This is a genomic window from Variovorax sp. FW305-3-2-15-B-LB1, assembly GCF_058787635.1.
In genome coordinates this window covers 12,688-32,487 of sequence record NZ_JBYSZY010000008.1, presented here as the reverse complement: position 1 = coordinate 32,487, position 19,800 = coordinate 12,688, and the positions used below count along the sequence as shown (strand labels likewise).

General features: G+C 68.9%; 19 protein-coding genes and 2 riboswitches. Of the genes, 6 read left to right on the top strand and 13 right to left on the bottom strand.

Going from position 1 to position 19,800, the window contains the following annotated elements; all coding sequences use genetic code 11:
* Nucleotides 1-2: 2 nt before the first annotated feature.
* On the top strand, nucleotides 3-251 hold the full coding sequence (locus tag AC3WQR_RS07275; protein WP_062474407.1) for a hypothetical protein: 249 nt from the start codon (nucleotides 3-5) through the stop codon (nucleotides 249-251).
* A 31-nt stretch (nucleotides 252-282) separates the two neighbouring features.
* Here the strand turns inward: AC3WQR_RS07275 and gcvP are convergent, their stop codons facing one another.
* From gcvP to AC3WQR_RS07245, 6 genes are all read right to left on the bottom strand, one after another.
* Nucleotides 283-3,192, bottom strand: coding sequence for an aminomethyl-transferring glycine dehydrogenase (gene gcvP / locus AC3WQR_RS07270; protein ID WP_492741582.1), 2,910 nt, complete (start codon nucleotides 3,190-3,192; stop codon nucleotides 283-285).
* 57 nt (nucleotides 3,193-3,249) lie between these two features.
* The gene (gene gcvH, locus AC3WQR_RS07265) at nucleotides 3,250-3,621 is read right to left on the bottom strand and encodes a glycine cleavage system protein GcvH (protein ID WP_062474411.1); all 372 of its coding nucleotides are present in this window, start codon (nucleotides 3,619-3,621) and stop codon (nucleotides 3,250-3,252) included.
* A gap of 71 nt (nucleotides 3,622-3,692) precedes the next feature.
* Nucleotides 3,693-4,865, bottom strand: a complete 1,173-nt coding sequence (gene gcvT / locus AC3WQR_RS07260; RefSeq protein ID WP_492741581.1) for a glycine cleavage system aminomethyltransferase GcvT — start codon at nucleotides 4,863-4,865, stop codon at nucleotides 3,693-3,695.
* A 47-nt stretch (nucleotides 4,866-4,912) separates the two neighbouring features.
* A riboswitch (glycine riboswitch) is annotated at nucleotides 4,913-5,017 on the bottom strand.
* 12 nt (nucleotides 5,018-5,029) lie between these two features.
* Nucleotides 5,030-5,120, bottom strand: a riboswitch (glycine riboswitch).
* Between the two features lie 31 nt (nucleotides 5,121-5,151).
* On the bottom strand, nucleotides 5,152-5,688 hold the full coding sequence (locus AC3WQR_RS07255) for a hypothetical protein (RefSeq protein ID WP_062474467.1): 537 nt from the start codon (nucleotides 5,686-5,688) through the stop codon (nucleotides 5,152-5,154).
* 95 nt (nucleotides 5,689-5,783) lie between these two features.
* Nucleotides 5,784-6,062, bottom strand: coding sequence for a L,D-transpeptidase Cds6 family protein (locus AC3WQR_RS07250; protein WP_492741663.1), 279 nt, complete (start codon nucleotides 6,060-6,062; stop codon nucleotides 5,784-5,786).
* A gap of 456 nt (nucleotides 6,063-6,518) precedes the next feature.
* On the bottom strand, nucleotides 6,519-7,712 hold the full coding sequence (locus AC3WQR_RS07245) for an MFS transporter (RefSeq protein ID WP_492741580.1): 1,194 nt from the start codon (nucleotides 7,710-7,712) through the stop codon (nucleotides 6,519-6,521).
* 109 nt (nucleotides 7,713-7,821) lie between these two features.
* On the opposite strand from AC3WQR_RS07245, the gene AC3WQR_RS07240 reads away from it, so the two are divergent.
* Nucleotides 7,822-8,601, top strand: coding sequence for an AraC family transcriptional regulator (locus AC3WQR_RS07240; protein WP_492741579.1), 780 nt, complete (start codon nucleotides 7,822-7,824; stop codon nucleotides 8,599-8,601).
* 36 nt (nucleotides 8,602-8,637) lie between these two features.
* On the opposite strand, the gene AC3WQR_RS07235 is transcribed toward AC3WQR_RS07240, so the two are convergent.
* The 4 genes from AC3WQR_RS07235 to denD form a co-directional block, all read right to left on the bottom strand.
* A complete protein-coding gene (locus tag AC3WQR_RS07235; RefSeq protein ID WP_062474420.1) occupies nucleotides 8,638-9,930 on the bottom strand; it encodes a TRAP transporter large permease in 1,293 nt (430 codons plus the stop codon).
* 10 nt (nucleotides 9,931-9,940) lie between these two features.
* The gene (locus tag AC3WQR_RS07230) at nucleotides 9,941-10,453 is read right to left on the bottom strand and encodes a TRAP transporter small permease (RefSeq protein ID WP_062474469.1); all 513 of its coding nucleotides are present in this window, start codon (nucleotides 10,451-10,453) and stop codon (nucleotides 9,941-9,943) included.
* An 80-nt stretch (nucleotides 10,454-10,533) separates the two neighbouring features.
* Entirely contained in the window at nucleotides 10,534-11,508 is a 975-nt protein-coding gene (locus tag AC3WQR_RS07225) for a TRAP transporter substrate-binding protein (RefSeq protein ID WP_062474422.1), read from the bottom strand.
* Between the two features lie 56 nt (nucleotides 11,509-11,564).
* Entirely contained in the window at nucleotides 11,565-12,581 is a 1,017-nt protein-coding gene (denD, locus tag AC3WQR_RS07220) for a D-erythronate dehydrogenase (protein WP_070059377.1), read from the bottom strand.
* Between the two features lie 65 nt (nucleotides 12,582-12,646).
* Between denD and AC3WQR_RS07215 the strand changes: the two genes are divergently transcribed.
* Entirely contained in the window at nucleotides 12,647-13,708 is a 1,062-nt protein-coding gene (locus AC3WQR_RS07215; protein WP_492741577.1) for a hypothetical protein, read from the top strand.
* Nucleotides 13,709-13,763: 55 nt separating this feature from the next.
* On the opposite strand, the gene AC3WQR_RS07210 is transcribed toward AC3WQR_RS07215, so the two are convergent.
* The gene (locus AC3WQR_RS07210) at nucleotides 13,764-15,467 is read right to left on the bottom strand and encodes an electron transfer flavoprotein-ubiquinone oxidoreductase (RefSeq protein ID WP_062474428.1); all 1,704 of its coding nucleotides are present in this window, start codon (nucleotides 15,465-15,467) and stop codon (nucleotides 13,764-13,766) included.
* Nucleotides 15,468-15,607: 140 nt separating this feature from the next.
* Between AC3WQR_RS07210 and AC3WQR_RS07205 the strand changes: the two genes are divergently transcribed.
* The 3 genes from AC3WQR_RS07205 to AC3WQR_RS07195 all read left to right on the top strand — a co-directional run bounded on the left by AC3WQR_RS07205 (nucleotide 15,608) and on the right by AC3WQR_RS07195 (nucleotide 17,723).
* Nucleotides 15,608-16,390 (top strand): SDR family oxidoreductase, encoded by a 783-nt coding sequence (locus AC3WQR_RS07205; protein WP_307636959.1) that lies wholly within the window; start codon nucleotides 15,608-15,610, stop codon nucleotides 16,388-16,390.
* Nucleotides 16,391-16,467: 77 nt separating this feature from the next.
* Complete coding sequence (locus tag AC3WQR_RS07200) at nucleotides 16,468-17,304, top strand: DMT family transporter (protein ID WP_492678263.1); 837 nt, start codon at nucleotides 16,468-16,470, stop codon at nucleotides 17,302-17,304.
* Complete coding sequence (locus AC3WQR_RS07195; protein WP_307694017.1) at nucleotides 17,301-17,723, top strand: acyl-CoA thioesterase; 423 nt, start codon at nucleotides 17,301-17,303, stop codon at nucleotides 17,721-17,723. Before AC3WQR_RS07200 ends, AC3WQR_RS07195 begins: the two co-directional genes overlap by 4 nt.
* Before the next feature lie 21 nt (nucleotides 17,724-17,744).
* On the opposite strand, the gene AC3WQR_RS07190 is transcribed toward AC3WQR_RS07195, so the two are convergent.
* Both AC3WQR_RS07190 and AC3WQR_RS07185 read right to left on the bottom strand, forming a co-directional pair.
* The gene (locus AC3WQR_RS07190) at nucleotides 17,745-19,103 is read right to left on the bottom strand and encodes a sensor histidine kinase (RefSeq protein WP_492741576.1); all 1,359 of its coding nucleotides are present in this window, start codon (nucleotides 19,101-19,103) and stop codon (nucleotides 17,745-17,747) included.
* On the bottom strand, nucleotides 19,100-19,774 hold the full coding sequence (locus tag AC3WQR_RS07185; protein ID WP_062474437.1) for a response regulator: 675 nt from the start codon (nucleotides 19,772-19,774) through the stop codon (nucleotides 19,100-19,102). The genes AC3WQR_RS07190 and AC3WQR_RS07185 overlap by 4 nt, the downstream gene beginning before the upstream one ends.
* Between the last annotated feature and the right edge of the window lie 26 nt (nucleotides 19,775-19,800).

Here is a 19,800-nt window from a genome sequence, read left to right as displayed (position 1 = left end):
CCATGAACCTGATGAGCGTCGATCTTTACCAGAGCACCACCGACCCCGGGAAATTCCTGGCGCTTCCCGCCGGCACCGACCCGACCGAACTCATGGGCCCGATGACCTTCGATCGGGACTACGCGCACATCAAGCGCTACCAGGCGGCCTTCGCCTTCGATCCGTCCGAAACCTACGCGGGCGTGAACGCCGCGAAGATCGCCGCGGACCTGCTCACCGTGAAGTGGGCGATGTACCGCCGCGAAGGCTGAACGGTGGGCGGCCTGCGCCGCCGCGCCTTCGTCAGGCCTCTTCGGTTTCCTGGTACTCGCCCACCGGCACGCAGCTGCAGAACAGGTTGCGGTCGCCGTAGACGTTGTCGACGCGCCCGATCGGCGGCCAGTACTTGGTCTGCTTGAGTTCGGCCAGCGGGAACGCGCCGAGTTCGCGCGAGTACGGGTGGCTCCACTCCGTGCCGAGCAGGCTGGCGGCGGTGTGCGGCGCATGCTTGAGCGGGTTGTCGTCCTTCGACCAGACGCCTTCTTCCACGCGGCGGATCTCGCCGCGGATGGCGATCATCGCGTCGACGAAGCGGTCGAGCTCGGCCAGCGGTTCGCTTTCGGTGGGCTCCACCATCAGCGTGCCGGGCACGGGGAAGCTCAGCGTGGGCGCGTGGAAGCCGTAGTCGATGAGGCGCTTGGCCACGTCTTCGGCGGTGACGCCGCTGGTGTCCTTGAGCGGGCGCAGGTCCAGGATGCACTCGTGCGCGACGTGGCCGTTGGGGCTCGCGTACAGCGTGGGGTAGTGGTCCTTCAGGCGGGCGCTGATGTAGTTGGCGCTCAGGATGGCCGTTTCGGTCGCGGCCTGCAGGCCCTTGGCGCCCATCATGCGGCAGTACATCCAGCTGATCGGCAGCACGGCCGCATTGCCCAGCGGCGCGGCCGACACGGCGCCCACGCCGTTCGAGGGCACGCCGGCCGTGGCATGGCCCGGCAGGTAGGGCACGAGGTCTTCGACCACGCAGACCGGGCCGACGCCCGGGCCGCCGCCGCCGTGCGGAATGCAGAAGGTCTTGTGCAGGTTCAGGTGGCTCACGTCGCCGCCGAACTCGCCCGGCGCGGCCACGCCGACCAGCGCGTTCATGTTGGCGCCGTCGACGTACACGCGGCCGCCATGTTCATGCACGAGTTCGCACAGTTCCTTCACGCGGGTCTCGAACACACCGTGCGTGCTGGGGTAGGTGATCATCACGGCGGCCAGGTGGGCGCTGTGCTTTTCGCAGGCGCGCTTGAGGTCGTCCATGTCGACGTTGCCCTGTGCGTCGCAGGCCGTCACCACCACCTGCAGGCCCACCATCTGGGCGCTGGCCGGGTTGGTGCCGTGCGCCGACGAGGGAATCAGGCAGATGTTGCGGTGGCCCTGGCCCTTGGCTTCATGGAAGGACTTGATGGCCAGCAGGCCCGCGTACTCGCCCTGAGAACCCGCGTTGGGCTGCAGGCTGATGCCCGCGTAGCCGGTCGCTTCGCACAGCCAGGCGCGCAGCTGCGCGTCGAGCTGGGCGTAGCCCTGCAGCTGGTCGGCGGGCGCGAAGGGGTGGATGTTGGCGAACTCGGGCCAGGTGATGGGGATCATCTCGCTGGTCGCGTTGAGCTTCATGGTGCAGCTGCCCAGCGGGATCATGCTGCGGTCGAGCGCGAGGTCCTTGTCCGACAGGCTGCGGATGTAGCGCAGCATCGCCGTTTCGCTCTTGTGGGTGTTGAACACCGGGTGCGTGAGGAAGGCGCTGGTGCGGCGCAGGTCCTCGGGAATCAGCGGCGTGGTGTTGGCGGCCAGCTCGTCGAAGCGCGGCATCGCGGTGCCGGCGGGCACGAACAGGGCCCACAGGGTTTCGATGTCGGCGCGCGTGGTGGTCTCGTCCAGTGAGATGCCCAGGTGCTGCTGCAGGCGCTGGCGCAGGTTGACGCCGCCGGCTTGCGCGCGCTCGATGATCGCGGCCGTGTCGTCGCCGGTGCGGATCGTGAGCGAATCGAAGGCGGTGGTGTTCACCGGCTCGCGGCCCATCTGCGACAGGCCCTTGGCGAGGATGGCGGTGAGCACGGCCACGCGCTGTGCGATGCGCGTGAGGCCGTCGGGGCCGTGGTACACGGCGTACATGCTGGCGACCACGGCCGGCAGCACCTGCGCGGTGCAGATGTTCGAGGTGGCCTTCTCGCGGCGGATGTGCTGTTCGCGCGTCTGCAGCGCGAGGCGGTAGGCCGGCTGGCCATGTGTGTCGACGCTCACGCCGACGAGGCGGCCGGGCAGCGAGCGCTTGAACGAATCGCGGCAGGCCAGGTAGGCGGCGTGCGGGCCGCCGTTGCACAGCGGCATGCCGAAGCGCTGCGTGGTGCCGCAGACGATGTCGGCATCGAACTCGCCGGGAGCGACCAGCAGCGTCAGCGCCAGCAGGTCGGCCGCGACGATGAAGGCGGCGTCGCACTGGTGCGCGTGGCCGGCGAGCGGGCGCAGGTCGTGCACGTGGCCGGTGGTGGCCGGGTACTGCGCGAGCACGCCGAAGAACTCGCCGCTCACCATCAGGTGCGGCAGCGTTTCCGACACCGTGCTCACCTTGACTTCGATGCCCAGCGGCGCGGCGCGGGTCTTGATGACCTCGATGGTCTGCGGGTGGCAGTCGCCCGACACGAGGAACACGTTGCTCTTGCTCTTCACGCTGCGCTTGGCGAGCGTCATGGCCTCGGCGGCGGCCGTGGCCTCGTCGAGCATCGAGGCGTTGGCGATGGCCATGCCCGTGAGGTCGCACACCATCGTCTGGAAGTTGAGCAGGGCTTCCATCCGGCCCTGCGAGATCTCGGCCTGGTAGGGCGTGTAGGCGGTGTACCAGGCGGGGTTCTCCAGGATGTTGCGCAGGATCACGCCCGGCGTGTGCGTGCCGTAGTAGCCCTGGCCGATGAAGCTCCTGAACACCTTGTTCTTCGACGCCAGCGTCTTCAGCTCGGCCAGCGCGTCGGCCTCGGTGACAGGCGCGGGCAGGCGCATCGGCCGGGCGCGTCGGATGGCCGCCGGCACGATGCCGTCGATGAGTTCCGCGCGCGTTTCGGAGCCGATCACCGGCAGCATGCGCGCCTCGTCCGCCGCATCGATGCCGATGTGGCGGGCGAGGAATTCTTCGGCGTTCTCTAGTTCTTGCAAAGAGGGAAGGGCGGGAATCGGCATGGCGGTGAAGGCTCGGGGAGAAGGAACGAAGGTGCGAGGAAGCTGCTGTTCAGCGGATCAGGATTCGGCGGCGAACTTGTCGTAGCTGGCGGCGTCGAGCAGGGCGTCGAGCTGCGCGGGCTCGCTCAGCTTGACCTTGAAGAACCAGCCGGCGGCCAGCGGGTCGCTGTTGGCCAGCGACGGGTCGGCGCGCAGCGCTTCGTTGACTTCGGTGATCTCGCCCGACACGGGCATGAACACATCGGCGGCGGCCTTCACCGACTCGACCACACCGGCGACCTCGCCCTGCGCGAAGGTCTTGCCCACTTCAGGCAGGTCGACGAACACCACGTCGCCCAGCGCGTCCTGCGCATGCACGGTGATGCCGACGGTGGCGGCGCCGCCTTCGGCCGCCACCCATTCGTGGTCCTTGGTGTATTTGATGCTCATGAAAAAACTCCTCGTGGAAAAAATGGAATCGGGATGCAGAGCCTAGCCGGGTCTGCGGGGTTCAGTGTCGGTCAGCCGCGGTAGTAGCGCGTCGGCACGAAAGGCATCGTTGACACCTCCATCGGCACCGGCTTGCCGCGCACGATGGCCTGCACGCGCGTGCCGGGCTCGGCGAAGGCGGCGGCTACGTAGCCCATGGCCACGCAGCGGTCGGCCGTGGGGCCGAGCAGGCCGCTGGTGACGGCGCCGATGTCGTGGCCTTCGAGCGACTGCAGCAGCGTGCCGTCGCGCACCGGAATGCGTTCGAGCGCCACGAGGCCGACGCGCTTGCGCGTGAGCGTCTTGTGGTCGGTGTGCCCGGCCGCGCCCGAGGCGACGGCGGTCAGCTGGGCCAGCACCTTTGCCGCGCCCGGGAAGCCACCTTCGCGCGCACCGCCGGTGCGACGCACCTTCTGGATCGCCCAGTTGAGCGAGGCTTCGACCGGGGTGGTGGTGGTGTCGATGTCGTTGCCGTACAGGCACAGGCCGGCTTCGAGCCGCAGCGAGTTGCGCGCGCCCAGGCCGACGGGCTTCACTTCGGGCTGCGCCAGCAGCAGGCGGGCGAGGGCGTCGGCGTCTTTTGCGGCCACCGAGATCTCGAAGCCGTCTTCGCCGGTGTAGCCGCTGCGGGTGACGAAGGCGGCGATGCCGCCGATCTGTACCGCGCCGCCGGTCATGAACACGAAGCGCTCGATGCCGGGCGACAGGCGCGCCAGCGTGGCCGCGGCCTGCGGGCCTTGCAGTGCCAGCAGCGCGTGGTCGGGCAGGGGCTGCACCTGGCAGCGCGCGCCGATCCTGGCCTGGATGTGGGCGATGTCGGCCACCTTGCAGGCGCCGTTCACGATCACGAAGAGCGAGCCATTGCCTTCGTTGAAGAACATCAGGTCGTCGAGGATGCCGCCCTCGTCGTTCAGCAGCAGGCCGTAGCGCTGCTTGCCGGCGGGCAGATCGACCACGTCGACGGGCATCAGGGTTTCGAAGGCGGCGGCGGCATCGGGGCCGACCAGGCGCAGCTGGCCCATGTGCGAGATGTCGAACAGGCCGGCCGCATCGCGCGTGTGCTTGTGCTCGGCCATGAGGCCGGCGGGGTACTGCACGGGCATGGAATAGCCGGCGAAAGGCACCATGCGGGCGCCGAGCTCCACGTGGAGGTCGTACAGCGGGGTCTTGAGAAGTTGGGCGTCGGAAGCGGAGGAAGCGGCCACGGGGCACTCCAAAGGGGCAGTCGAAATCCATGGCTGCAACGCCACGGGCCACCCCTGCTGTCCGCTTTACCTGAGAGATTCGCCCCACGATCGGGGTTTGCTCCTTCGGTGGGCCGTGTGCAATGCCACGGCCTCTCTCCAGCAAGGAAACGCCGGTGGTTGCCGGCGTCTTGTCAGTCCTTTTGCCTGAGCGTTCGGGGAACCCCTGCGCCTTCGGCGGCCCCGTCGCGCGGGGCTCTCTCCTGACCCGGCGAGTGTAGTGGATCGCGGGGCCGGGGCTGGCGGCTCAGTGCACGGTTTCTGCCGGCGGCAGCAGCTTGTCGATGCGCTCGCGCAGCGAGTCGGCGCGCTCGGGGCCGGCGGCCTTCTCGATCTCGGAGAGCATCAGCGCGGCGATGGTCAGCATGGCCTCGCGGTCGCGGGCCTCGCGCAGGGCGTCGCGCATCTGGTTGGCGAAGCGCGGGTCGCGGCGCACGAACATGCGCTCGCAGATGTCGAACAGGAACATGCGCGTGGTGGCCAGCGAGCGCTTTCCGTCGAAGCTGTCGGCCGAGGTGGCGACCTGGATCGGCTCGGCGGCGGGGACGGGCGTGGGGGCCGGTGCAGGAGGCGGCGCGACCGGTCGCGCGACCTGCAGGTAGCCGCGCTGCATCAGCCCCTGGATCGCCTGCTCGGCCTCGACGCGGCTGGGGAACAGCGGGCTGAAGTCGGTCAGCGAGCGCCGGCCGTCGGCCATGAGCAGCAGGGCGCGCTCACGCTGGCTGAGCGTGCGCTGCCCGGCCTGGAGTTCGTCGCGTGCCTTCTCGGTCTTGGTGGGGAACATGGAGGCCACAGCTTTCGGAGGTCGAAGGCTGCAGCATCGTTGCAAGTGGTGACATCTTCGTGAACCATTTGCCTTACAGGGACAAGGGGGGCGCGTCAGTTGCCCGCGCTCTCCTTGCGGATCAGCCAGCGCGGGCCCACGCGCTGCAGCTCGAGCGTCTTGCGGTCGGTCTCGGTGAGCGCGTCGGCGCTGTAGACCTGCCGGAACTGCGCGCTGGCCGACGTGCCCTGGACGCTGATCACCAGCCCCTCGATGCCCACGCTGATGCGCGACTTGCCCGTGATGCGGGCGCGCCTGTCGGCCTCCCAGCGCTCGCGGGTCTGGCCGCGCGCGGGGGTGAAGTCGGCCGCGTAGGCCGCGAGGTAGCGCTCCACGTCGCGCGCGGACCAGGCGGCGGCCCAGGTGCGCACGGCGCTTTCCACTTCGGCGAGGTGGGTGACGGGATTGGTGGGGTTGGCGGGGGCGGCTGCTGGTGCAACGGCTGCAACGGGCGCAACGGGTGCGGTGGCCGGCGTGGCCGCGATACCGGCGGTGGCCAGCAAGCCGGCAGCGACAAGGCTGCTGCCCTGGGCGACGATTCGGTGCATGGCGTCCTTCTCTTTCCTTCTTCTTGTCTGTCAGGCTCGACGTCGAAGCTTGCGTCGATTCTGGCAGTGAAAGAGCAGGCGTGCGGCGTGGAATCGCCCACGGATTTCGGTGGTTCGTGGATCAGGGCGTGTGCACAGGACACCGGGTACTTCCCTCCGCGAATGTCCCCCGCCTTCGGCTCCTCCTTGATTTCGCTGCGGGAAGCACCCAGTGCCCTGTGCACGGTGGGCGCGGGGGTGGGCTCAGGCCGCCGCAGCCTCGCCCGCCATCACCTGCACCGTGCGATTGCGCAGCCGCAAGGCCAGCACGGTCGCCACGCACAGCACGCACAGCACCACCGTGAGCGTCACGCCGAGCCCGCGTGCATCCGACAGCAGGCCGAACAACGGCGACACCAGCCCGCCGACCGAGAGCGCGAGGCCGAGCGTGATGCCGCTGGCGGTGGCCGGGTTGCGCGGCAGGTAGTCCTGCGCGAGCGTCACCTGCGCGGCGAAGGGCAGGAACATGCTCATGCCGAGCCATGCGGTGCAGGCCAGCGCCGCGGCGGGCGTGGAGGCGAGCACGAGGCCCGCCATGGCCGGCAGCGCGAGCAGGTAGCCGCAGCGGATCGTGCCCATGCGCCCGATGCGGTCGCCGAGCCAGCCGCCGGCCAGCGTGCCCACGGCCCCTGCGGCGGTGAAGGCGGTGAGCGCCGCGGCGCCCTGGAAGGTGCTGCCGTGCAGGTCGCGCGTGATGCGCAGCGAAAGCATCGACAGCACCGTGACGTACGGGATCGACCAGCCCACGATGGTCGCCACCAGCAGGCTGAAGGCGCGCCAGTCGTTGTGCGGCTTCAGCACCTGGGCGCGGGCCTGCGCGGCGCGCGCCGCTGCGGCTGCCGCGTTGTTGGCGACGGCGCTGCGCCGCGCGTTCGCTGCGACCCACACCACGCCCATCGCCACCGCAGGAATGCCCAGCAGGTAGCTGCGCGACAGGCTGCCGCCGCCGACCACCGTGGCCGCCAGCACGGGCGCGAACGAGGCGCCGATGGTGCCGCCCACCGAGAACACGCTCATCGCCTTCTGCGAGGCGCCGCCGGCCGCGCGCGCGGCCACGGTGGCGGGCGGGTGGTAGGCCGCGATGCCCAGCCCGCACAGCGCGACCGCGATCCAGGTGAGCAGGTAGCTCTGGCTCAGGCCCGCCAGCACCACGCCCAGCGCCGCCACCAGGAAGCCCACGGGCACCAGCCAGGCGCGCGGGTGGCGGTCGGCGTACAGGCCGAACAGCGGCTGCACCACGCTCGACAGCCCGGTGGCCGCCAGCATCAGGCCGCTCACGGCCGTGTAGCTGTAGCCGCGCTCCAGCACCATGAAGGGCAGCAGCGCGGGCACGAGGCCCTGGTAGAGGTCGTTGACGGCATGGGTGCCGGTGAGCAGCCCGAGTCGGCGCGTGTTCATGCGATGGCTTCTTTCCTGGATGTCCGGTTGGAGAAAAAGAGGGAGAAAAGCCATCGTAGGAAGCCATGGGAAGATGTTCTCGCTACGAATGTGCAAACATCATCGCGAAATGGACAAACTGAATCTGCGCCCCGACGAGGGCGAGTCGACCCCGCGCGCCGTGGCCGTGCTGGCCACCGATCCGGCGGGCGACGCCTTCATTCCGCCGCATGTGCACCGGCGCGGGCAGCTCATCCACGCGATCTCGGGCGTGATGATGGTCGGCGCGGCGGCCGGCAGCTGGGTGGTGCCGCCGGGGCGCGGCGTCTGGGTGCCGCCGGGCATGACGCACCAGATACGCATGGCGGGCGAGGTGAAGATGCGCACCGTCTTCGTCGAGCCCGGCACGCGCGCCGACCTGGGGGCCGAGTGCCGCGTGATCCACGTGGGGGCGCTGTTGCGCGAGCTGATCGTGGCGGCCGTGTCGCTGCCGCTGGACTACCCGCCGGGCGGGCGCGACGAGCGCGTGATGGAGCTGATCCTCGACGAGATCGAGGCCGCGCCCGCGTTGTCGCTGCATGTGCCGATGCCGCGCCACGCACGCCTGGCCGCGCTGTGCGAGGCGTTCATCCGCGACCCCGCGCAGCCCGCCACGCTCGACGGCTGGGCCGCGCGGCTGCACATGAACGCGCGCACGCTGGCCCGGCTGTTCGAACGCGAGACCGGCATGACCTTCGGCGCGTGGTGCCGCCAGGCGCGGCTGCTGCTGAGCCTGCCGCGGCTGGCCGCGGGCGCGTCGATCCTGGAGGTGGCGCTGGCGCACGGCTACGAGAGCCCGAGCGCCTTCACCGCGATGTTCCGCCGCACGCTCGGCGTGCCGCCGAGCCAGTACCTGCACCCGCCGGCCTGAGGCGGGTGAAGGCGGGGGCGGGAGCGGCCTGCGCCGCTACTTGAACCCGAGCGCGCGCGGCAGCCAGGTGCTCAGCATCGGCACGAAGGTCAGCAGCATCAGCACCGCGCCGTGCGCCCACAGGAAGGGCACCAGTTCCTTCACCAGCGCCGACATCGGCACCTTCGACACGTTGCAGGTCACGAACAGCAGCCCGCCCACCGGCGGCGTGATCATGCCCAGCGTGAGGTTGAAGATCACGATCATCGCGAAGTGCACCGGGTCGACGCCCAGCTTGATCGCCACCGGCGCCAGGATCGGCGCCAGCACCATCACGCCCGGCAGTGGCTCGATGAAGATGCCGAACAAGAGCAGGAACACGTTGACGATGATCAGGAACATCCACGGCGAGAGGTTCATGCTGATGAGCCATTCGGCCATCTGCTGCGGAATGCCCTCGATGGTCAGCACCCACGCGAACGAGGCCGACAGCCCGATGATGATCAGCACCGACGCCGACAGCAGGGCCGAGCGCGACAGGATGTCGGGCAGCATCTTCCACTCGAGCGTGCGGTAGATGAACTTGCCGCACACCAGCGCGTAGAACACCGCCACCACCGACGCTTCGGTGGGCGTGAACCAGCCGGCGCGCATGCCGCCCAGGATCACCACCGGCAGCAGGATGGCGGGAATCGCCTTCCAGGTCGTGATGAGAATCTCGCGCAGCGGCGGCGTCTGGCCGTCGCCCTTGTAGTTGCGTTTCTTCGAGACGTAGAAGTTCACCACGCACATCGCCACCGCGATCAGGATGCCCGGCACGATGCCGGCCACGAACAGCTGGCCGACCGACACCGTTTCGTCCTGCAGCGCGTAGATGATCATGATGATCGAAGGCGGAATGATCGGCCCCACGATGGCCGTGGAGGCCGTCAGCGCCGCCGCGTACGAGCGGTCGTAGCCGGCCTTGTCCATCATCTTGATGAGCATCGAGCCGGGGCCGGCCGCGTCGGCCAGCGCCGAGCCCGAGATGCCCGAGAAGAAGGTCAGCGACACCACGTTGGTGTAGCCCAGCCCGCCGCGGCGGTGGCCGACGAACTGGCCCGCGAAGCGCAGCAGCACCTCGGTGAGCGAGCCGCCGCTCATGAGCTCGGCGGCCAGGATGAAGAAGGGCACGGCCATCAGCGGAAAGCTGTCGATGCCGGTGAAGGTTTCCTTCAGCAGCACCATCAGCGGGTAGCTTTCCGCGAGGATCAGGGTGGCGGCCGTGGCCAGGCCGAGCGCGAAGGCCACGGGCACGCCGATGGCCAGGAACACGCAGGCGGAGACGATCAGGACAATGCTGGCATCCATGGTCTTCTCCTTACAGCGAGGCCGACGCGTTGGCGTCGAAATGCGCGTCCGACGCGAACTCGCGGTTCAGCACGTAGCCGCGCACCACCAGCAGCCAGTGCACGATCAGCAGCACGCCGCCGATCAGCATCGCGCTGTAGATGTAGGCGAACGGAATTTGCGTCACGGCGGTGAGCTGGAACATCGTGCGTTCCATGTAGAGCCAGCCGTACCAGACCATGAAGCCGAAGAAGGCGAACAGCAGCCCGGCCACCACGATGCGCACCGCCACGGCCGCCGGCCGGGGCAGGGCGTCCTGCAGGTTCTCGACGGCGATGTGGCCGCCGTAGCGCAGCACCGGTCCGGCGCCCAGGAAGGTGAGCCAGATCATCATGTGGCGCGACACCTCTTCGGCCCACTCGATCGACTGGTTCGTGGTGTAGCGCAGCACGACGTTGGTGAAGATGATGACGGACATGGCCGCCAGCAGGAGGATCAGCGCCCACCGGTTGGCGGCGAGAAAGTAGCGCTCGAAGGCTTGCACGTTGTGGTTCTCTGTGGTGTCGGAAATGCGAAGCGCCCGGCACACTGAGGCGGGCCGGGCGCGGTCGGGGCGGAGCGGTCTTACTTGACGTCCGTGATCTTCTTGATGTTGTCGGCGCCGAATTCCTTGGCGTAGCCCACGTAGGCCGGCTTCAGGGCTTCGCGGAAGGCCGCGCCGTCGACGGTGCGCGTGACCTTCATGCCGTCTTTCTCAAGCTGGGCGATGCCGTTGTTCTCGTCGTCGTTGACCTTCTTGCGCTGTGCGATCGAGGCCTTCTTCGCCGCTTCGGTGAACACCTTCTTGTCGGCGTCCGAGAGCTTGTTCCACACCTTGGGCGACAGCAGCAGCAGCGCCGGCGAGTAGACGTGGCCCGTGAGCGACAGGTGCTTTTGCACCTGCGAGAACTTCGAGGACAGGATCACCGGAATCGGGTTTTCCTGGCCGTCGACCGTGCCTTGCTGCAGCGCGCCGAAGAGTTCGGGGAAGGCCATCGGCGTGGGCAGGATGCCGAAGGTGCGGTAGCCGTCCATGTGCACCTTGTTTTCCATGGTGCGCATCTTCAGGCCGGCCGCGTCGGTGGGCTTGACGATGTCGCGCTTGCTGTTCGTCATGTGGCGAAAGCCGTTTTCCGTCCAGGCCAGCGCGATGATGCCTTTGCTCGGGAACTTGGTCAGGATGTCCTGGCCGATGGGGCCGTCCATGACCTTGCGGGCGTGGTCGTAGTCGCGGAACAGGAAGGGGATGTCGACGATCTTGACCTCGGGCACGAAGTTGCCCACGGGGCCGGTCGAGGTGTTCAGCAGGTCTTGCGTGCCGAGCTGGATCGCTTCGATCTGCTCGCGTTCGCCGCCCAGCGCCGAGTTGGCGAAGTGCTGGCACTTGAAGCGGTTCTGGGTGTTCTTTTCGACCTCTTCGCAGAACACGGTGGAGCCCACGCCGTAATGCGATTCCTTGGACGTCGCATAGCCGATCTTGAGAACGGTGGGTTGCTGCGCGAAGGCGGCGGTGCCCAGGGCGAGCGAAAGGCAGGCGGCGGCGATGTGGCCGAATTTCATGGTGTCTCCGGGGAGTTTGGGGGTCGAAAGCGCGTCAGGCGCAGGTCAGGAAATGACTATGCACCAATAACCAGTTTGACCGCGTCGGGACTTTCACGGACGTAGGCGCGGATCACCGCGTCGAAGCTCTCGTCGGCCGTGAGCCCGAGGGCCCTGGCGCGCGGCGTGTCGAAGCGCCCGGGCCAGGTTTTCACGATGCGGCGGATGGCGGCGTCGGGTGTGCGGTCGAGCAGGTCGGTGGCGGCGCGGCCGGCCACGCGTTCGAGCGCGGCGGCCATTTCGCCCACGGTGGTGGCCAGCGAGGGCAGGTTGAGCGCGGTGCGCGGGCCCCAGTCGGCGTCGCTGGCTTCGGCGGCGCGCACGATGCCTTCGATGGTCCGAGCCGGCGAGGCGATGGCCACGGGCGTCTCGTCGGGCACCGGGCAGGCCGCGCGCAGGCCGGCGAGCGGCTCGCGGATCATGCCGCTGAAGAAGCCCGAGGCCGCGCCGTTGGGCAGGCCGGGGCGCACGCTCACCGTCATGAGGCGCACGCTGCGCCCCTGCACGAAGCCCTTGCGCGTGTAGTCGGCTACCAGCTGCTCGCCGATGAATTTCTGGATGCCGTAGCTGGTCTGCGGCGTGGGCAGCGTGTGGTCGTCGATGAGCGCGGGCAGCGGCTGTTCGGGCGAATCGCCGAACACGGCGAGCGAGCTGGAGAACACCAGCACCGGGCGCGTGCCGAGCGCGCGCAGCTTCTCGAGCAGGCCGTGCGTGGCGGCGAAGTTGCTGCGCATGCCCAGGTCGAAGTCGGCTTCGCATTCGCCGCTGACGGCCGCTGCGAGGTGGAACACCGCGTCGGCCTCGCGCCAGAAGGTGGCGCCGTCGTCGGCCAGCTGGGCGTTGAGGTCGCCGGTGGCGGCTGCGATGCGCGGGTTGGCCGCGAGGTCGGGCGGCGGCGGCGCGCGGTCGACCAGCGTGATGCGTGCGATGTCGCGGGCGGGCGCGCCGGCGAGCGAGAGCTGGCCCAGGGCCAGGAGGGTGCGTGCCAGGCGCGCGCCGAGAAAGCCGGCGCCGCCGGTGATGACGATGTGCATGGGGTCCTGTCTCCTTGTGTCCTTGTGTCGCGAGGATAGCGTCGGTGGTATCGCACAATTTGCGCATGCCCATGCTGCCCCCCGATCTCCTCGCCACCCTGCGTTTGCCTGTGCTGCAGGACGCCGACCTCGACACCCAGGCTTCCTTCTTCAAGCGGCCGGAGGTCCGTGGGCTCTACTTCGAGGTGGTGGAGGGCTCGGCGAAGGACGAGGTGCTGCGGGCCGCCGTCGCGCAGCTCGGCGACGTGCATCCGCACCGGGCCGCGTTGCTGGCGGTGTTCTGCGGCGCGCTGGTCGAGAACGGCGCCGATCCGCAGCTCATGTTCGATGCCGTGCGCCAGCTGGCGGGGCGCCTGCTGGCGTCGCTCGCTCCTTACTGCGCGGCGCAGCCGTACGAACCCGACGAGGAGGACGAGGAACCACAGGACGAGGCAGAACTCGCCGCTTGGCAGGCCGCCGAAGCGGCGCTCGCGGCACTGTCGCCGCAGGCGCGTTTCGAGATCGATGCGCTGCAGCGCGCGGTCGACCTGCTGGTGCTGCCGCTCATGACCATGGTGGTGCGCGATGTGCGCAACCACCAGTCGCTGGTGGCGGACGCAGGCCTGCTCGCGCACATCGAGGCGATGTACGCCAACGACTCGCTGCCCTTCGAGGCCTTGCACTTCCTGCGCGCCGCGGCCCAGCTGTCGTACGAGGACGAGCTGGTGGTTCTGCTGCCGACGTCGCGCGCGGGCATGGTCGTTCGCGTCCAGGGCATCAACAACAACTTCCACGCCTTCTCGCTGCTGCAGGACCTGATGGAAACGCACGCCCAGACGCTGGGCATCCGGCAGCCGCCGCGCACACGCCGCGACGAGGACAGCGATGCCGCCGCCTTCCTCTGGTTGCAGGCGACAGCCTTCGCCCAGGGCGAGCTGGTGGACCGCATGGCGTGGTCCTGGGGCGAAGGCACGCTGCGCGAGAACGCGCGACGGCAGGGGCGGCTGGTGCTCGTCGCGCTGGAGACGGACGACAAGCCCGGGCGCAGCTGGAACGGGTTCACCCACGTGCTGCACGCCGAGCAGCACCCGCAGGTGTCGCTGGTGCACTTCCTCACGCCCGACGAGGTCGCCGCGTACCTCGCCTGAAGCGCCATGAAAAAAGCCCTCCGAAGAGGGCTTTCATGCATCGACGCTGCGGGGCTTACATGCCCACGTAGTTCGGGCCGCCGCCGCCTTCGGGCGTGACCCAGACGATGTTCTGCGTCGGGTCCTTGATGTCGCAGGTCTTGCAGTGCACGCAGTTCTGCGCGTTGATCTGCAGGCGTTCCTTGCCGGCGCTGGCTTCGTCGGGCACGAACTCGTACACGCCGGCCGGGCAGTAGCGGCTTTCGGGGCCGGCGAACTTGGCGAGGTTGACGTTGACCGGCACCGACGCGTCCTTCAGCGTCAGGTGGGCGGGTTGCTGCTCTTCATGGTTCGTGTTGCTGATGAACACGCTGGAGAGGCGGTCGAAGGTGAGCTTGCCGTCCGGCTTCGGATAGACGATGGGCTTGCACTCGGCGGCCGGCTTCAGGTACTGGTGGTCGGGCTTGTTGCGGCGCAGCGTCCATGGGATGTGGCCCTTGAGCAGCCACTGCTCGACGCCGTTCATGACCGTCGCGATGCCCAGGCCCTTCTTGAACCAGGCCTTGAAGTTGCGCGCCTTGTTCAGCTCGGTGTAGAGCCAGCTCTTCTCGAACGCCGCCGGGTAGGCCGTGAGTTCGTCGTGCTGGCGGCCGGCCATGACCGCGTCGAACGCGGCCTCGGCGCACAGCATGCCGGTCTTGATGGCGGCGTGGCTGCCCTTGATGCGGCTCACGTTCAGGTAGCCGGCCTCGCAGCCGACCAGCGCGCCGCCCGGGAACACCGTCTTGGGCAGCGACATCAGGCCGCCGGCCGTGATGGCGCGCGCGCCGTAGCCGATGCGCTTGGCGGGCTTGATGCCCTTGGCTTCGTCGCCCTCGAGGTACCAGCGGATGTTGGGGTGCAGCTTCCAGCGCTGCATTTCCTCGAACGGGCTCAGGTACGGGTTGCTGTAGTCCAGGCCCGTGATGAAGCCCATCGTGACCTTGTTGTCCTCCATGTGATAGAGGAACGCGCCGCCGTAGGTGTTGTTGTCCATCGGCCAGCCGGCCGTGTGCAGCACGAAGCCGGGCTGGTGGCGCTTGGGATCGATTTCCCAGACTTCCTTGACGCCCAGGCCGTAGGTCTGCGGGTCGCGGCCTTCGTCGAGCTTGAACTTGGCAATGAGCTGGCGGCCCAGGTGGCCGCGCGCGCCTTCGGCGAACACCGTGTACTTGCCCAGCAGTTCCATGCCGAGCTGGAAGTTCTCGGTGGGTTCGCCGTCCTTGCCCACGCCCATGTTGCCGGTGGCCACGCCGCGCACCGAGCCGTTCTCGTTGTAGAGCACTTCGGCGGCCGGGAAGCCGGGGAAGATTTCCACGCCCAGGTTCTCGGCCTGCTGCGCCAGCCACTTGGTGAAGGCGCCCAGGCTGATGATGTAGTTGCCGTGGTTCTGGAAGCAGGCCGGCAGGAAGGCGTTGGGCGTGCGCAGGCCCGACTTTTCGCTCAGGAACACCATGGCGTCGTCGGTCACCGGCTGGTTCAGCGGGGCGCCGAGTTCCTCCCAGTCGGGCAGCAATTCGTTGAGCGCGCGCGGGTCCATGATGGCCCCCGACAGGATGTGCGCGCCGGGCTCGGAACCCTTCTCGAGCACCACGACGGAGATTTCCTTCTCCTGCTGGGCGGCGAGCTGCTTGAGGCGGATCGCGGTCGAGAGGCCGGCGGGGCCGCCGCCGACCACGACCACGTCGTATTCCATGGCTTCGCGAGGGCCGAACTGGGCGAGGATTTCGTCGTGCGTCATGTGGGTTGGGTCGATAATGATTTTTAGAGGCGCGGGGGCGTCCCGGTTCGCCGGGCATTTTATGCGGCGTCCGGCGGTGGCCTTGTCGCCCGCAGGCGAGGCACCCTGCGTCACCTGCGCGACTCCACAGGATTCAGCTCATGGCTTACAGCATCGATCTCTCCGGCCGCGTGGCTTTCGTCACCGGCGCCTCCAGCGGACTGGGCGCCCAGTTTGCCAAGACACTGGCCCGTGCCGGCGCCGCCGTGGTGCTGGCCAGCCGCCGCGTCGAGAAGCTCAAGGAGCTGCGCGCGCGCATCGAAGGCGAGGGCCATGACGCCCACGTGGTCGAGCTCGACGTGACCGACATCGGCAGCATCAAGGCCGCCGTCGCGCGCGCTGAGACCGAGGTGGGGCCCATCGACATCCTGGTCAACAACTCGGGCGTGAGCGCGACGCAGCGCCTGCAGGACGTCACGCCCGAGGACTACGACTACATCTTCGACACCAACGTGAAGGGCTCCTTCTTCGTCGCGCAGGAGGTCGGCAAGCGCATGCTGGCGCGCGCCCAGGGCAAGGCGCCGGGCACCTACATCGGCGGACGCATCATCAACATCGCGTCGTCAGCGGCGCTGAAGGTCATGCCGCAGATCGGCACCTACTGCATGAGCAAGGCCACCGTGGTGCAGATGACCAAGGCCATGGCGCTCGAATGGGGCCGCTTCGGCATCAACGTGAACGCGCTGTGCCCGGGCTACATCACGACCGAGCTCAACGAGGAGCACTGGAGCACAGAAGGTGGTGCCAAGCTGGTCAGCATGCTGCCGCGCAAGCGCGTGGGCAAGCCCGAAGACCTCGACGGCCTGATCGTGCTGCTGGCCAGCGGCGAGAGCCATTTCGTGAACGGCGCTGTCATCGCGGCCGACGACGGGTTCGCCCTCTGAGCCCCCGGGCCTGGATCGGCATTGCCGCCGGCCTGGGCGCGGGCGCGCTCTGGGGCCTGGTGTTCGTGGCGCCGCGCATGGTCGGCCACTTCGGCATGGTCGACATCACGGCGGCGCGCTTCGCGGTGTTCGGCGCGGTGTCGGCGCTGGCGGTGTTCGCACGGCCCGCGGCCGTGCGCTGGCCCACGGGCCGGCAGGCGCTGGCGGCGCTCGGCCTGAGCGTGCTGGGCTTCAGCGGCTACTACCTGCTGCTGGCCTTCGGCATCGCGGCGGCGGGCACCGAGGTGCCCAGCCTCATCATCGGCACCATTCCCGTCTGGATGATGTTGCTGGGCCGGCCCGCGGGCCTGCACATGCGGGCCTTGCTGCCCGGCCTGCTGCTCACGGGCGCGGGCATCGCGCTGATGATCTGGGGCGCGTGGTCGGCGCAGCACGGCGCGGGTGGTGGTGGAGGCGGCGCGCGCTTCGGTTGGGGCATCGCGCTGGCGCTGTGTTCGATGGTGAGCTGGACGGTCTACGGCCTGCTCAACGCCGCCTGGCTCCAACGGCACCGCGAGGTGCATGCGGCCGACTGGGCCAACTGGCTGGGCATCGCCACCGGCCTCGGGGCCTTGCTGCTGTGGGCGGTGGCGGGCAGCGATGTCGCCACGCTGCAGTCGCAGCCCGACGGCATGCTGTTCATCTGGATCGCGCTGGCGAGCGGCTTCGGCTCGTCGTGGCTCGCGACCATTCTCTGGAACGTCGCGAGCCAGCGCCTCTCGGCCAGCCTGTGCGGCCAGCTCATCGTGAGCGAGACGCTGTTCGCCTTGCTCTATTCCTTCCTCTGGGACGGCCGCTGGCCACAGGCCACCGAATGGGTGGCGGCGGCGCTGTTCGTCCTGGGCATCCTCGCATCCATCAAGGCCCACCGATGAGAATCGAAATCCCCGAAAAGAAGAAGCTCGTGTACGAGATGTCGATCCCGATCCGCTGGGGCGACATGGACGCCATGGGCCACCTGAACAACGGCACCTACTTCCGCTACCTCGAGACGGCGCGCATCGACTGGATCCGCTCGCTCGGCGTGGAGCCCACGCCGGGCGGCGAGGGCATGGTGATCGTCAACGCCTTCTGCAACTTCTACCGCCAGATCGAGTACCCGGGCAACGTGCGGATCCAGATGTACGTGAGCGACCCGGGGCGCACCACCTTCGAGAGCTGGGCCACGATGGTCCGCGAAGACGCACCCGACGTGCTCTGCGCGGCCGGCGGCGCCACCACCATCTGGGTCGACTTTCCGAAGCAGAAGGCGCTGGCGCTGCCCGACTGGCTGCGCGAGATCGTCAGCGACTGAAGACGCGCTGACGAAAAAAGTTCAGGCCAGCCGCAGCACGATGCGCGCCTCGAAGCCGCGCGCCATGCCGGGCGGCGGCGAGGCCAGCTCCAGCGTCGCGTTGTGCTTCTCGACGATGGTGCCCACGATCGACATGCCCAGGCCGTAGCCGGCGCGGTCCGAGCCGTGGCGCACATGGCGCTGGTGCAGCGACTGCAGCTGTTCGGGGCTGACACCCGGGCCGGCATCGCGTACCACCAGCACGCAGGGCGCGGCCACCTCGATCGTCACGCGGCCGTCGCCGCTGTAGCGCAGGGCGTTCTCCACCAGGTTGCGCAGCGCGATCGCCAATGCATCGACGTCGCCGAAGGCCACGGGTGCCGCACTGTCGGGCACCTTGAGCTTCAGGCGCTCGTTGATCTGCGGGTCTTGCCAGAACTCCTGTGCCACTGTGCCCGCCAGTTGCACCAGGTCGACCCGCGCCCGCGCGAGCGAGGCGCCCGATTCGGCGCGCGACAGCTGCAGCAGCTTTTCGGCGCGGTGGCTCAGCATCTGCAGCGCCTGCAGCGCGCCTTCGACGTCGGTGCGCTTCAGGTCGTGGTCGAGCGCGGTCTGCAGCCGCAGGCGCGCGGCGGCCAGCGGCGTGCGCAGTTCGTGCGCGGCATTGGCGGCCAACGCGCGCTCCACGTCGAGCGACTGCGACAGCCGCTGCAGCAGCCGGTTGACATGGTCGCCCACTGCGCGCAGCTCCTGCGGCAGGCCGGGCAGGGTGATCGGGCGCAGGTCCGCGCCGTTGCGCTTCTCGATCTCGCCGGCCAGCTGCTGCAGCACGCGCAGCTCGGTGCGCGCCACGCGGCGCAGCACCAGCGCCAGCAGCGGCAGCACCGCGCCGAGCGGAATGATCAGCCCGAACAGCGTGCGGTTCAGCGCGCGGCGGCGTTCGTCCAGCGGGTCGGCCACCTGGAAGTACAGGCCCAGCGTCGGGTGGCGCACGGTGTAGATGCGCCAGGTCTGGTTGTTGGCGAAGCCGGCGGCCAGCGGCACGTCGAAGGCGTCGTCGGGCGCTTCGGCCGAACGCAGCAGCACGTGCTCGTGCACGTCGACCACCTGGTACATCACGGCGTCTTCGGAGAACAGCTGCTTGGGCGCGATCAGCGGCGTGTCCTGCTTGCCGCTTTCATGGCGCAGGCGCAGCTTCTCGAGCTCCTGCACCGCCATGTCGAACATGCGGTGCGACACCTCCACCAGCTCGTTGTCGAAGTTGTGGTTGATCTCGCGGTCCACGTACCAGACCACGGCGAGCACGCACAGCAGCCACACGCCGCCGACCCACAGGATCAGCGTGCGCGTGAGGCGCCCGGCCAGCGAATCGCGGCGGTCGCGCAGCAGGGCGCTGGTCATTCCTCGTCGTCCGCCGAGAACGACAGCCGGTAGCCCAGCCCGCGCAGCGTCTGGATGTGGCTGCGCCCGAGCTTGCGCCGCAGCCGGCTGATGAACACCTCGAGTGTGTTGCTGTCGGCCTCGTCGCCGAAGCCGTACAGCGCGTCGGCCAGGTTGTCGCGCGTGTGGATGCGCTCGGGCCGCGTGGCCATCACGCGCAGCAGGGCCCATTCCTTCTGCGTGAGCACGACGGGCACGCCGTCCTTGCGCACGCGGTCGTGGGCCAGGTCGATCTCCAGCGTGCCCAGCTGCAGCACCGGCGAGGTGTTGGCGCTGCGCCGGCGTTCCACGGCGCGCAGCCGCGCGAGCAGCTCGGCCGGGTCGTAGGGCTTGATGAGGTAGTCGTCGGCGCCGGCATCGAGGCCGCGGATGCGGTCGGTGACCTGGTCGCGCGCCGTGAGCACGATGACGATGGGCGGCTCGCGCAGCGCACGCACCTGCGGCAGCAAAGAGAGGCCGTCGCCGTCGCCCAGGTGCAGGTCGAGCAGCACCGCTGCGTACTGCACCGAGAGCAGGGCGCCGCGCGCCTCGGCCAGGCTGGGGGCCACGTCGACGACGAACGCCTTGGCGACGAGGTAGCTGCAGACCGCGTCTGCCAACGAACTGTCATCTTCGACCAGCAAGATTCGCACGCGGTGGCCCTTACAAAAACTCGAAG